Here is a 13,498-nt window from a genome sequence, read left to right on the forward strand (position 1 = left end):
TTCCTGGGATGGAGAGATGAGCACAGAACCCAGCAGCCGAGTCCGCGCCCTTCTGCCGGGCGCGGTCGCCCTGGCCGCCATCATCGTCATGTTCTTCGTCGCCCGCCTTCCGCAGGCGTCCGGCGAGGAGAAGAGCGACCTCGCCAAGAGCTACGGCTTCACCGAACTACCCATCGAGATGCCCGCCGGATACGACGCGCCCGCCAAGACAGTCCGCGACGTCAACCCCGCCTATGAGCGGATCCGCTCGTGGATCTCCTCGGTCGGCGCGGCGATCGCCGTCAACGACCTCGCGGGGACGGGCCGGGCGACGGCCCTGTGCATCGTCGACACGCGTACCGACGAGGTCGTCGTCACCTACACGCCCACGGCCTCGGCCGCCGACCGGTTCACCCCCTTCGTCCTTGACGCGGCCCCGCTGCCGATGGACGGGAAGATGGCCCCGATGGGCTGCGTGCCCGGCGACTACAACCGCGACGGCCGCCTCGACCTGCTCGTCTACTACTGGGGCCGCACCCCCGTGGTGTTCCTCGCCAAGGCCGACGCGAGCAAGATCGAGATGGCGTCCTACCAGCCGACGGAACTCGTCCCCGGGCACTCGCCGGACGGCAGGTACCACGGGCCGCGCTGGAACACCAACGCCGTCACCGTGGGGTCGTTCGCCGGGACCGGCGAGCCCGACATCGTCGTCGCCAACTACTTCCCCGACTCCGACGTGCTCGACCCGACCGGCCTGCGCAACGTCACCATGAACTCCTCGATGTCCTCGGCGCACAACGCGGGCGGCTCGCATGTGCTGCGCTGGCTGGGCGGCGAGGCGGGCGACAAGCCCACCATCTCCTATGTCGAGGACAAGAAGGCGATCCCGTTCGAGGCGGGCAGCGGCTGGACCCTCGCCGCGTCGAACGCCGACCTCACCGGCGACGGCAAGCCCGAGCTGTACCTCGCCAACGACTTCGGCCAGGACAGGCTGCTGCACAACGTCTCCACCGCCGACGAGATCAGGTTCAACGAGGTGAAATCGACCCGCAGCCCGACGACGCCGAAGTCGTTCGCCGTCGGCCACGACTCGTTCAAGGGCATGGGCGTCGACTTCGCCGACCTGGACAACAAGGGACGGTTCGACATCCTCGTCAGCAACATCACCGCGGCCTGGGGCCTCGAGGAGAGCAACCTCATCTTCATGAACACCGCGGCCGACCCCGCCGAGGCCGACCGCCTCATGCGCGACGGCGACGCCCCGTTCGTGCAGCGCGCCCAGGAGAAGGGCCTGGCCTGGACGGGCTGGGGCTGGGACTACAAGACCGGCGACTTCTCCAACACCGGCCACCTCGACGTCGTGCAGGCCGACGGGTTCGTCAAGGGCAAGATCAACCGGTGGCCGTGGCTCCAGGAACTCGCCATGTCCAACGACCACGTCTACACCGACCCGAAGATGTGGCCGCACGTCGAGCCCGGCGACGACCTGTCCGGCTCCGACGAGCTCGCCTTCTTCGCGGCCGAGGGCGACGGCACCTACACCAACGTCAGCGACCAGCTCGGCCTCGCCGTGCCGGTCCCGACCCGCGGCCTCGCCACGGGCGACACCAGGGGCACCGGCGCGCTCGACCTCGCCGTCGCCAGGCAGTGGGGTCCGCCCGCCTTCTACGCCAACAGCGCCGCCGACCTCGGCCAGCACCTCACGCTCAACCTGTACCGCCCGGTCGCCGGGAAGGGCGGCGGGCTCCAGGCCCCAGGCACGCCGGCCTACGGGGCGACCGCCCAGATCTGGACCGCCGACGGCGGCACCCGCCTCGGCCAGCTCGACGGGGGCGGCGGCCACAGCGGCAAGCGGTCGTTCCAGGTGAGGTTCGGCCTCGGCGACGCCACGGCCCCGGTGAAGGTCTGCCTCCAGTGGGCCGACGCCACCGGCAAGCAGATCACGCAGGAGCTGACGCTGGCTCCCGGCACCCACTCCCTGATCCTGTCCGACACCGCCGCGGAGGAGATCCGATGACGTCGACGATCGAGGCGGTGCGGCCCGCGCCGCCCGCGCCCGAGGAGAAGCCCAAGGCCGACCCGCGCTATCTCGCGCTGCGCAACTTCGCCCTGTCGCTGTCCGTCTTCAACATCCTCGGCTACACCATCCTGGGTTTCGAACAGCCCTACCTGTGGCCGTTCCTCGCGCTCGCCACCGGCTACACCTTCGACGTCATGCTGGAGAGCCTGTCGGCCTGGACCGAGAAACGCGCGCCCAAGTTCCGTGGTCGCGGGTTCCGCGGCCTGTACGAGTTCCTGTTGCCCGCGCACATCACGAGCCTCGCCGTGAACATGCTGTTCTACGCCAACGACCAGTGGTGGCCCGTGATGTTCGGGGTGCTGGTCGGCGTCGGCGGCAAGTACATACTCAAGGCCCCGATCAACGGCCGGATGCGGCACTTCATGAACCCGTCGAACCTCGGCATCACCGCGGGGCTGCTCGCGTTCGGCACCTGGGCGAGCATCGCGCCGCCCTACCAGTTCACCGAGTACGCCAACACCGAGTTCCGCATCCTGATCCCGCTGCTCATCGCGATGGCGGGCACCGTCATCAACGCGATGCTCACCAAGCGCGTGCTGCTCATCGTGGGCTGGGCCGGCGGGTTCGTCATCCAGGCGCTGGTGCGCTACTGGATCTGGGACCACCCGCTGTCCACCGGCCTCGCCGTCATGTCCGGCGTGGCGTTCATCCTCTACACCAACTACATGATCACCGACCCGGGCACCACGCCCTCGACGGGCCGGGCCCAGTTCATGTTCGGCGCGGGGGTGTCGACCACCTACGGCGTGCTGATGGTGTTCAACGTGACCTACACGCTGTTCTACGCGACGACGCTCGTGTGCGCCGCGCGCGGGATCAGCTGGTGGGTCAAGCACTACCTCGGCAAGCGCGATGCCAAGGCCGAGGTCGTCGGCGTCGACCGTACCCCGCCGGGCACGGCGCACGCCGCGGCGGCCTGACCGCGTCCGCCGCCCGTCCCGTCCGGACGGGCGGCGGACCGATTCCCGGGAGGACCGATGACCATTCCCTCGGACGCCGACTACGTGCCGGTGCCGGTCCCGCGCAAGCTGCGGGTCGCGCCGCCGCCGCGCACGATGGACGCGCTGCGGGCCGAGCGCGCCGCCGCCGTCGCCGCGCTGCGGGCGGGCGACGAGGCGGCGGTGGCGCGGCAGCGCGGACTCGGCAAGCTCACCGCGCGCGAACGGCTCGGCCTGCTGCTGGACGAGGGGTCGTTCACCGAGCTCGAACCGCACCGCGCGCACCGGGCGAGCGGCCTCGGCATGGCGCGCAGGCGTCCGCCGACCGACGGCGTCGTCACCGGTTCGGGCACGGTCCACGGCCGCCGCGTCTTCGTCTACGCCCAGGACTTCACGGTGTTCGGCGGCTCGCTCGGCGAAGCCCACGCCGCGAAGATCCACAAGGTGATGGACCTGGCCCTGGCCTGCGGCGCGCCGCTCGTCGGGCTGAACGACAGCGGCGGCGCGCGCATCCAGGAGGGCGTCATGTCCCTCGACGGCTACGGCGGCATCTTCCGCAGGCACGTCAAGGCGTCCGGGGTCATCCCGCAGATCAGCGTGATCCTCGGGCCGTGCGCGGGCGGGGCGGCCTACTCGCCGGCCCTCACCGACTTCACCTTCATGGTCAGGGGGACCGCGCGGATGTACCTGACCGGCCCCGACGTGGTGGAGGCGGTCACCGGCGAGCGCGTCACCCACGAGGAGCTGGGCGGCGCTGACGTGCACGGCGGGCGCAGCGGCGTCGCGGCGTTCGTGTACGACGACGAGGAGACCTGCCTCGCGGAGGTCAGGTATCTGCTGTCCCTGCTGCCGTCCAACAACCTTGACGAGCCCCCGGCCGCCGGGCCGTGCGGGGCCGCCGACGACGAGCGGCCCGCGCTCGCCGAACTCGTGCCGGTCGAACCGAACCGGCCCTACGACATGCGCGCGGTCGCCGCCGAACTCCTCGACGACGGCGAGGCGATGGAGGCGCACGAGGGCTGGGCGGGCAACGTGCTGTGCCTGCTCGGCAGGATCGACGGCGAGACCGTCGGGGTCGTCGCCAACCAGCCGATGGTCCTCGCCGGGGTGCTGAACGCCGAGGCCGCGCAGAAGGCGGCGAGGTTCGTCAGGTTCTGTGACGCGTTCGGTATCCCGCTCGTCACCCTCGTGGACGTCCCCGGCTTCCTGCCGGGTACCGACCAGGAGCACGCGGGGGCGATCCGGCACGGCGCGAAACTGCTCTACGCCTACTGCGAGGCCACGGTCCCGCGCGTCCAGGTCATTATCCGCAAGGCATATGGCGGCGCGTACATCGTGATGGACTCGCGGTCGATCGGCTGCGACGTCTCGCTCGCGTGGCCGACGAACGAGATCGCGGTGATGGGCGCGGAGGCCGCCGTGGACGTCGTGCACCGCGCGGATCTCGCCGCCGCCCCCGACCGGGCCGCCAGACGCGCCGAGCTCGCCGCCCGGTACCGGGCCGAACTCGTCCACCCGTACTACGCGGCCGAACGCGGCCTCGTGGACGAGGTGATCGACCCCGTCGACACCCGGGCGGCCGTCGCCCGCGCGCTCGCGATGCTGCGCGCCAAGCGCGAGGCCCCCCAGCCCCGCAAACACGGCAATACACCGCTTTAATGGACAAATACTCGGCATGTGAGGGACGTCAGCGCGTCGGAGGCGGGGCCGTGCGGGAGCGGCCCCGCCTCCGCATATCTGAGCATTCTGGAATAAGGATGCCGGGAATAGCCTCTCCTACCCTTTCGGATAAGCCCTCCGAAATTTCAGGGAGACCCCCGTGACCGCTCTCAACACGCGCTGGCACAAGACCGCGCTCGGCGTCTTCGGATTCATCGTCGTGGCCCACTGGGCCGAGCACCTCTCGCAGGCGTACCAGATCTGGGCCCTCGGCTGGCCGGTGCCGGAGGCGCGCGGCGTCCTCGGGCTCCAGTTCCCGTGGCTGGTCAAGTCCGAGTGGCTGCACTACGGCTACGCCCTGCTCATGCTCGCCGGCTTCATCGCGCTGCGCGGCGGCTTCACCGGCCGCTCCAGGACCTGGTGGAACATCGCGCTCGGCATCCAGGTCTGGCACCACCTCGAGCACCTGCTCCTGCTGATCCAGGCGACGGTCCACAGCAACATCGCGGACAAGCCGGTGCCCACCAGCATCATCCAGCTCCTCGTCCCGAGGGTGGAGCTCCACCTGTTCTACAACGCGATCGTGACGATCCCGATGATCATCGCGATGATCGTGCACCTGCGCCCGAACCCCGTCGAGCGGGCGGCGGCCGAGTGCGACTGCGCGCCCGAGCAGCGCCGCGAGCTGGTCGGCGCGGGAAAGGGCTGAGCGCGTGGCCGCCGTCCAGGGTCCCCCCGACGCCTCGGTGTGGGACGACCCGGAGGAGGAGGCCGCCGCCACGGCCGCGCGGCGTCCGAAGTCCGGCAGGTCGCCGTTCGGCGTGGTCGTGACCCTGCTCGGGCTGTTCCTGCTGTACCTCGCGGCGCCCACGGCAGGGCAGGTCGCGCGCGCGGCCACGCCGGGCGCGGGCGCGCCCGGCACGTTCACCGCGGAGCGGCTCGAGTGCGTCACCCATCCCGGGCACCGCGCCTGCGACTGGTTCGGCTCGTTCCAGCCGCAAGGCGGCCCGGTCCGCGCCGACGTCGCGCTGTACGGCGGCGAGGGCGCGGTCGTGCTCGGCGCGCGGGTCGCGGCCCGCGACGTCGGCAGGCGCGACAAGGTCTACCGGCACGACGGCTCACGGGAATGGGTGTTCACGCTGCTCCTCGTCCTCGCGGGCGGGGCCCTGACGGCCGGGGGAGTGCGCTCGGCGACGGGCCTCGGCCGCAAGGCGGCACGCTCGGAGTAGCCCGGCCGCCCGACCATTTGCGAGATTGAATCGGAAATCCCGATCACAGCCAATCGAGGGATGGTTGGGCAAATGGCAAAAGGATGGCGCGCGGCTCGCCGCAGAATTCTCACCCCGCATGTCTCGGCCACCCGGCTGGAAACACGCGGCTTTCCGGAGAAGGACCCGGAAAGCCGCGTGTTGCTGGAGACGGTCGGCGCGATGTTCCTCACCGGCTACGGACACGTGATGGAGGCCCGCGACCTCGCCGAGGCCGAGCGGAGCCTCGACGCCCTGCCCGAGCGGTTCCAGGGCTTCGCCTACGAGGGCGCGGGCATGGCCTGCACCATGCTCGACGCGCTGCCCGGCGGCGGCGGAGGCAGGTTCGACAGCTTTCTCGAAGGACGCGGCGGCGCTCACGTCTACACCGCCTACGTCGGCGTCGGCTGGGCGCTGGCCCGTCTGCCCAGGCCCCTGTGGGGCAGGGCGAGCGCGCCCGACCCGCTGCTGCGCTGGCTCGTCCTGGACGGCTACGGCTTCCACCAGGCGTACTTCCACACCCGCCGGTACGTTCACGAGCAGCACAGGGACACCGTGTTCCCGTGGCCCGCTCACGGGTCCGCGCGGTACCGCGCCCGCGCCGTCGACCAGGGCGTCGGCAGGGCGCTGTGGTTCGTCGGCGGCACCCATCCCGACTGGGTCGCCGACCTGATCGACGCCTACGCGCCCGAGCGCCACGAGGACCTGTGGGCGGGCACGGGCCTGGCCGCGACCTACGCCTGCGGCGGCTCCGCCGACGAGCTGCGCCGCCTGCGCGACAGGGCGGGCAGGCACGGTCCGTTCCTCGCCCAGGGCAGCGCCTTCGCCGCCGAGGCGCGGGCGCGCGGCGGCATCCTCAACGAGCACACCGCGCTCGCCACCCAGATCCTGTGCGGGATGTCGCCGGAGGAGGCAGCGGCGGTCTGCCTGGAGACCAAGCCGGAGACGACAGGGCTGGAGACGACAGGGCTGGAGACCCACGACGAACTGCCCGCCTACGAGGACTGGCGGCAGCGCATCGCGGCGTTCTACGCGGTCCGTCAGGGGACACGGCCATGACCCGTGTGGCCATCGTCGGCATGGCGTGCCGCTACCCCGATGCCGCCAGCCCCGCCGAGCTGTTCGACAACGCGGTGACCGGCCGCCGCGCCTTCCGCCGCCTGCCCGACGTGCGGATGCGGCTCGACGACTACTGGGACGCCGACCCGTCGGCCCCCGACAAGTTCTACGCGCGGACCGCCGCGGTCATCGAGGGCTACACGTTCGACCGCGTCGCCTACAAGATCGCGGGCAGCACCTACCGGTCGACCGACCTCACCCACTGGCTCGCCCTCGACACCGCGGCCCGCGCGCTCGCCGACGCGGGCTTTCCCGCCGCCGAGGGACTGCCGCGCGAGCGCACCGGCGTGCTCGTCGGCAACTCCCTGACCGGCGAGTTCACCCGCGCGAACCTCATGCGGCTGCGCTGGCCGTATGTGAAGCGCACCCTCGCCGCCGCGCTCAAGGCAGAAGGCTGGGACGACGACAGGCTCGCGGACTTCCTCGCGGGCTACGAGGAGTCCTACAAGGCCCCCTTCCCCGGCGTCGATGAGGACACCCTCGCGGGCGGGCTCGCCAACACCATCGCGGGCCGGATCTGCAACCACTTCGACCTGAACGGCGGCGGCTACACCGTCGACGGCGCGTGCTCGTCGTCGCTGCTGTCGGTCTCCACCGCCTGCAAGGCCCTGGTGGACGGCGACCTCGACGCGGCGGTCGCGGGCGGCGTCGACCTGTCGATCGACCCGTTCGAGATCATCGGGTTCGCCAAGACCGGCGCGCTCGCCAAGTCCGAGATGCGCGTCTACGACCGCGGCTCGAACGGCTTCTGGCCGGGCGAGGGCTGCGGCATGGTCGTGCTGATGCGGCACGACGACGCCGTCGCCCAGGGCCGCCGCGTCTACGCGACGATCGCGGGCTGGGGCGTCTCCTCCGACGGCAGGGGCGGCATCACCCGTCCCGAGGTCGGCGGCTACGTCCTCGCGATGGACCGCGCCTACGCGAGGGCGGGGTTCGGGCCGGACACCGTCGAGCTGTTCGAGGGCCACGGCACCGGCACCCAGGTCGGCGACCGCAACGAGCTGACCGCGCTGGCGCGGGCGCGGGCCGCCGCGGGCGACGCCGCGCGGCCCGCCGTGATCACCACGGTCAAGGCGATGATCGGGCACACCAAGGCCGCCGCGGGCGTCGCGGGGCTGATCAAGGCGGCGATGGCGGTGCACGAGCAGGTGCTCCCGCCGACCCTCGGCTGCACCGACCCGCACGAGCTGCTGTCGGCCGCCGACGGCGACAAGGCGCAGCTCCGCGTGCTGCGCAAGGCGGAGTCCTGGCCCGTGGACGGCCCGCTGCGCGCGGCCGTCACCGCGATGGGCTTCGGCGGCATCAACACCCACATCGTCGTGGAGAACACCACGCCGCGCCGCCGTCGCGCGCTCGACTCGCGGCTCAGCGCGCTGGCCGCCGCCCGCCAGGACGCCGAGCTGCTGCTTGTCGACGCGGTCTCGGCCGACGACCTGCGCGCGCGGGTGGCCAGGCTCGCGGACTTCGTGCTCAAGGTGTCCTACGCCGAGCTCGGCGACCTCGCCGCCGCCGCGCGCGCCGAACTGCGCGACCTGCCCTACCGGGCCGCGGTCGTCGCGGCGTCGCCCGAGGACGCCGAACGCAAGCTGCACCGGCTCCTCGACGCCATGGACTCCGGCGAGGCGTCGATGCGCGCCGCCGACGGCTGCTCCTTCGGCAGGGCCGGCGACGTCAAGGTCGGGTTCCTGTTCCCCGGGCAGGGCTCGGGCCGTGGCAGCGGCGGCGGCGCGCTCCGCCGCAGGTTCGCCGAGGTGGACGCGGTCTACCGGGCCGCCGCGCTGCCCGAGGGCGGCGACCAGGTCGCCACCGCCGTCGCCCAGCCGCGCATCGTCACGGGCTCCGTCGCGGGGCTGCGCGCGCTGTCCGCTCTCGGCATCGAGGCGGGGGTCGGGCTCGGCCACAGCCTCGGCGAGCTGTCCGCGCTGCACTGGGCCGGGTCGCTTGACGAGCACGCCGTGCTGCGCCTGGCCAGAAGACGCGGCGCGGCGATGTCCGAGCACAGCGAGCCGGGCACGATGGCCGGGGTCGGCGCGGCCCCCGAGCGGGTCGCGGAACTGATCGGCGGGCTTCCCGTCGTCGTCGCCGGATACAACGGCCCTGGCCAGACCGTCGTGGCGGGGCCCGTCGACGCGGTCGAGCGGCTGGGCCGCGCGGTGCGCGCGGCGGGGCTCGGCTGGACGCCGCTGCGGGTGTCGCACGCGTTCCACTCGCCGCTCGTCGCGCCGGCCGCCGAGGTGTTCGCGCGCGACCTCGCCGCGCAGGAGTTCGCGCCGCCCGCCGCGAAGGTCGTCTCGACGGTCACCGGCAGCGCGCTCGCCGAAGGGGCCGATCTTCCCGCGCTGCTGCGCGAGCAGATCGTCGCGCCCGTCAGGTTCGCGCAGGCCGTCGCGGAGGCCGCCGCCGACTGCGACATGTTCATCGAGGTCGGGCCCGGCCGGGTGCTGGGGAACCTCGCCTCGGCGATCACCGACGTGCCCGTCGTCTCGCTCGACACCGACGACGAGTCGCTGGCCGGGCTGCTCCGCGTCGCCGGAGCCGCCTACACGCTCGGCGTCCCCGTGCTGCACGAGGTGCTGTTCGACGGACGCCTCGTGCGGCCGCTCGAGGTCGGCAAGGAGTTCGCGTTCTTCGCGAGCCCCTGCGAGACGGCCCCCGACGTCGTCGTCCGCGAGGTGGCGCGTCCCGCGAAGGCGTCGGCGGAAGCCGCGACGACCGACGGCGAGCCGACGGTCGAGCTGCTGCGCCGCCTGGCCGCCGAGCGGGCCGAGCTGCCCGCCGAGATGGTCGGCGACGACAGCAGGCTGCTCGACGACCTGCACCTCAGCTCGATCACCATCGGCCAGATCATGAACACCGCCGCGCAGGCGCTCACCGGCGCGCCCGCCGCGCAGGGCCTCGCCAACTTCGCCACCGCGACGATCCGCGAGCTCGCCGAGGCGCTCGACGCGATGGCCGCCGACGCGCCCGACCCCACGGCCGCGAAGATCACCGGTGCCGCGCCCTGGGCACGGCAGTTCCGGATCGACCTGGACCCCGTCCCGCCGCCCCCGGCGGCCCCCGCCGAGCGGCAGGGCACATGGCGGGTCTTCGGGCCGGAGACGCCGGGCCGTGCGGCGGTGCTCGCCGCGCTGTCGGCCGCCCCGCTCGGCGACGGCGTGCTGGTGTGCCTGCCCGCCGACCCTTCCGAGGTCGATCTCGCCGCCGCGCTCGACGGCGCGAAGGCGGCGCTCGGCGCGGGCCAGGGCAGCCGTTACGTGCTCGTGCAGCCCGGCGCGGGCGCTTCCGCGCTGGCCAGGACGCTCCGCCTCGAAGCGCCCGACCTGCGCGTCACCGTCGTGCACACCCCCGACGGCCCGGACGCCCCTGCCCGGGTCGTCGCCGAGACCGCGGCCACCCGGGGCTTCAGCGAGGCCGACTACGGCGTGGACGGCGTGCGCAGGTCGCCGACGCTGCGCGCGCTTCCGCCCGCGCAGAAGGAACGGGTCATGCCGCTCGATCGCGGGGACACCCTGCTGGTCACCGGCGGCGGCAAGGGCATCACCGCCGAGTGCGCCCTCGCCGTCGCGCTGGAGACCGGCGCGGGCCTGGCGATCCTCGGCCGCTCCGCCCCCGAGGACGACGGCGAGCTCGCCGCCAACCTCGCGCGGATGGCCGACCAAGGCGTCCCCGTGCACTACGCGAGGGCCGACGTGACCGACGGCGCTGCGGTCGCGCGGGCCGTCGCCGCCGCCGAGGCCGCGCTGGGACCCGTCACCGGGGTGCTGCACGGCGCGGGCCGCAACGAGCCGGCCGCCATCGCCGGGCTCGACGCCGCGGCCCTGCGCCGCGCCTTCGCCCCCAAGCTCGACGGCCTCGCCGCCGTGCTCGGCGCGGTGGACGCCGACCGGCTGAAGCTGCTCGTCACCTTCGGGAGCATCATCGGCAGGGCGGGCCTCATGGGCGAGGCGCACTACGCGATGGCCAACGACCTGATGGCCGAGCGGACCCGCGCGTTCGGCGACGCTCACCCCGGTTGCCGGGCGATCTGCGTGGAATGGTCGGTCTGGTCGGGCGTCGGGATGGGCGAGCGGCTTGAGGTCGTCGCGGCGCTGGAACGTGACGGCGTCACCGCGATCACCCCCGAGCAGGGCGTCGCGATCATGCGGCGGCTGGTCACCGACCCGGACACCCCGGACGTCGTCGTGGTCAGCGGGCGCGTCCAGGACTTCGACACGCTCCGCTTCGCCAGCCCCGAACTGCCGCTGCTGCGGTTCGCCGACCGGCCGCTGGTGCGCTACCACGGCGTCGAGCTGGTCTGCGAGACCGACCTCGACGCGGGCAGCGACCTTTATCTCGGCGACCACCACCTCGACGGCGACCTCCTGTTCCCCGCCGTGTTCGGGATGGAGGCGATGACGCAGGTCGCGCACGCCGCCACCGGATGGGACGGCGTCCCCGCGATCGAGGACGCCGAGTTCCTGCGTCCCGTGGTGATCCCGCCGCGCGGCGCGACGACGGTACGGGTCGCGGTGACCGTCACCGGGGAGGGCGTCGCGGAGGCGACGATCCGCAGCGCGGAGACGGGGTTCGCCGCCGACCACTTCCGCGCCCGGCTCGTCTTCCCGGCAGGGCCGCCCGCCGAGGGCGCGCCCGAGCAGATCCCCGACGGGCTCGCGCCCGTCCCGCTCGACCCGGCCGCCGACCTGTACGGAAGCGTCATGTTCCAGGGCCGCCGCTTCCACCGGCTCACCGGGTACGCCGAGGCCGCCGCGCTGCGCGTCGACGCGTCGGTCGAGGCGCGGGAGGGCGTCGACTGGTTCTCCGCCTACCTGCCCGACCGGCTGCTGCTCGGCGACCCGGGGATGCGCGACGCGCTCATGCACGGCAACCAGGTGTGCGTCCCGCACGCGACGCTGCTGCCGCTCGGCGTCGCGAGGATCGTCCCCGCCCCCGCGGGGACCGTCGGCGACCTGCGGTTCGCCGCAGCCGAGCGGGAACGCGACGGCGACACCTACGTCTACGACGTCGCGGTCCGCACACCGTCCGGCGAGGTCGTCGAACGGTGGGAGGGGCTGCGGCTGCGCGCCGTCCGCAAGGGCGACGGACGCGGCCCGTGGCCGCCCGCCCTGCTCGGCCCCTACGCCGAGCGGATGCTGGCCGACCTCGCCGGGGTCTCGGTCCGGGTCGCGGTCGACCCCGACGGCCCGGACGGCCCACGGCCGGGCGCCACCGCGGCCCGCGTGCTCGGCAGGCCCGCCACCGAGGCCGACGGCGTGGCCCTCGCCCACGCGGCCGGGCTGACCCTCGCCGTCGCCGGGGCGGTCGGCTGCGCGGTCGTCGCCGCGGGCGGCGACGGCGAGGCGGCGCGGCTCGCCGCGGCCCGCGCCTGCCTGCCCGTGGGCGCGCCCGACCCAGAACCCGTCCCCGGGACGCATGACGCCTGGCGCGTCCACGCCGCGGGGACGCTGCGGGTCGCGACCCTGCTCACCACGGTCCGGGACGCCGCAGACCCGATCGTCCTCGCCGTCGCCTTCGAGGAGGAGGACCCCTCATGACGGACTACTACGAGTACCGGCACACCGTCGGGTTCGAGGAGACGAACCTCGTCGGGAACGTCTACTACGTCAACTACGTGCGCTGGCAGGGCAGGGCGAGGGAGATGTTCCTCAAGACCGAGGCCCCCGACGTGCTCGCCGACATCAGGGCCGACCTCAAGCTGTTCACCCTCAAGGTCGACTGCGAGTTCTTCGCCGAGATCACCGCGTTCGACGAGCTGTCCATCAGGATGCGGCTCATCGACCTCGCCCAGACCCAGCTCGAGTTCGGGTTCGACTACGTGCGGCTCGACCCCGACGGCGCCGAGCCGCTCATCGCCAGGGGCAGGCAGCGGGTCGCGTGCATGCGCGGCCCGAACAACCGCACAGTCCCGTCCCGGGTGCCGGACGCGCTGCTGCGCGCCCTCGCCCCCTACCGGCAGGCCGCCGCGACGGGGAGGGCGTCGTGATCCCGTCAGCGCTGGCCGACCCCAGGACGCTGCGCCGCGCGTTCGGCGCGTTCGCGACGGGCGTCACCGTCATCACCACGGGCGGGAAGACGCCGCACGGCATGACGGCGAACTCGTTCGCGTCGGTGTCGCTCGATCCGCCGCTCGTGCTCGTGTGCATCGGCCGTGACGCGATCATGCACCACTGCCTCGACGCCTCGTTCGGCGTCTCGGTCCTCGCGGCGGGGCAGGAGGCGCTGGCGCGGCACTTCGCCGACCGGCGCAGGCCGCTCGGGGCCGCCCAGTTCGAGGGGATCGGGCACCGGCTCGGCACGCGCACAGGGGTGCCGCTGCTCGGCGGCGCGGTCGCGCACTTCGAGTGCGAACTGTGGCGCACCTACGACGGCGGCGACCACACCATCTTCCTCGGCCGCGTCCTCGACCTGGCGCGCAGTGAGGACGGCGACGCGCTCGTGTTCGTCGACGGCGGCTTCCGGTCCGCCGCGTGAGGAGA

9 protein-coding genes are annotated in these 13,498 nt (G+C 73.2%); all 9 read left to right on the plus strand.

Translation table 11 applies throughout. The features are described from left to right. Positions 1-16: 16 nt before the first annotated feature. The 9 genes from R9X44_RS17580 to R9X44_RS17620 all read left to right on the plus strand — a co-directional run bounded on the left by R9X44_RS17580 (position 17) and on the right by R9X44_RS17620 (position 13,493). Positions 17-1,996: a CRTAC1 family protein gene (locus R9X44_RS17580; protein ID WP_319815262.1), complete on the plus strand. Its 1,980-nt coding sequence runs from the start codon at positions 17-19 to the stop codon at positions 1,994-1,996. Continuing rightward, a complete protein-coding gene (locus R9X44_RS17585; RefSeq protein ID WP_319815263.1) occupies positions 1,993-2,979 on the plus strand; it encodes an enediyne biosynthesis protein in 987 nt (328 codons plus the stop codon). Before R9X44_RS17580 ends, R9X44_RS17585 begins: the two co-directional genes overlap by 4 nt. Before the next feature lie 57 nt (positions 2,980-3,036). Then, on the plus strand, positions 3,037-4,656 hold the full coding sequence (locus tag R9X44_RS17590; protein WP_319815264.1) for an acyl-CoA carboxylase subunit beta: 1,620 nt from the start codon (positions 3,037-3,039) through the stop codon (positions 4,654-4,656). Positions 4,657-4,816: 160 nt separating this feature from the next. Continuing rightward, positions 4,817-5,365, plus strand: coding sequence for a hypothetical protein (locus R9X44_RS17595; RefSeq protein WP_319815265.1), 549 nt, complete (start codon positions 4,817-4,819; stop codon positions 5,363-5,365). Positions 5,366-5,369: 4 nt separating this feature from the next. After that, a complete protein-coding gene (locus R9X44_RS17600) occupies positions 5,370-5,885 on the plus strand; it encodes a hypothetical protein (protein ID WP_319815266.1) in 516 nt (171 codons plus the stop codon). Between the two features lie 72 nt (positions 5,886-5,957). After that, positions 5,958-6,962, plus strand: a complete 1,005-nt coding sequence (locus tag R9X44_RS17605; RefSeq protein WP_319815267.1) for a DUF1702 family protein — start codon at positions 5,958-5,960, stop codon at positions 6,960-6,962. After that, the gene (locus R9X44_RS17610; RefSeq protein WP_319815268.1) at positions 6,959-12,556 is read left to right on the plus strand and encodes a type I polyketide synthase; all 5,598 of its coding nucleotides are present in this window, start codon (positions 6,959-6,961) and stop codon (positions 12,554-12,556) included. The genes R9X44_RS17605 and R9X44_RS17610 overlap by 4 nt, the downstream gene beginning before the upstream one ends. Further along, the gene (locus R9X44_RS17615; protein WP_319815269.1) at positions 12,553-13,005 is read left to right on the plus strand and encodes an acyl-CoA thioesterase; all 453 of its coding nucleotides are present in this window, start codon (positions 12,553-12,555) and stop codon (positions 13,003-13,005) included. Before R9X44_RS17610 ends, R9X44_RS17615 begins: the two co-directional genes overlap by 4 nt. Beyond that, entirely contained in the window at positions 13,002-13,493 is a 492-nt protein-coding gene (locus tag R9X44_RS17620) for a flavin reductase family protein (RefSeq protein ID WP_319815270.1), read from the plus strand. The genes R9X44_RS17615 and R9X44_RS17620 overlap by 4 nt, the downstream gene beginning before the upstream one ends. Positions 13,494-13,498: the final 5 nt, after the last annotated feature.

Source organism: Actinocorallia sp. A-T 12471 (genome assembly GCF_033875155.1).
Taxonomy (GTDB): domain Bacteria; phylum Actinomycetota; class Actinomycetes; order Streptosporangiales; family Streptosporangiaceae; genus Actinocorallia.

What these genes read in the sequence shown, in the direction of transcription:
- R9X44_RS17580 (WP_319815262.1), top strand. Translation starts at nt 17, where the DNA reads ATGAGCACAGAACCCAGCAGCCGAGTCCGCGCCCTTCTGCCGGGCGCG.
- R9X44_RS17605 (WP_319815267.1), top strand. Translation starts at nt 5,958, where the DNA reads ATGGCAAAAGGATGGCGCGCGGCTCGCCGCAGAATTCTCACCCCGCAT.
- R9X44_RS17610 (WP_319815268.1), top strand. Translation starts at nt 6,959, where the DNA reads ATGACCCGTGTGGCCATCGTCGGCATGGCGTGCCGCTACCCCGATGCC.
- R9X44_RS17615 (WP_319815269.1), top strand. Translation starts at nt 12,553, where the DNA reads ATGACGGACTACTACGAGTACCGGCACACCGTCGGGTTCGAGGAGACG.
- R9X44_RS17590 (WP_319815264.1), top strand. Translation starts at nt 3,037, where the DNA reads ATGACCATTCCCTCGGACGCCGACTACGTGCCGGTGCCGGTCCCGCGC.
- R9X44_RS17585 (WP_319815263.1), top strand. Translation starts at nt 1,993, where the DNA reads ATGACGTCGACGATCGAGGCGGTGCGGCCCGCGCCGCCCGCGCCCGAG.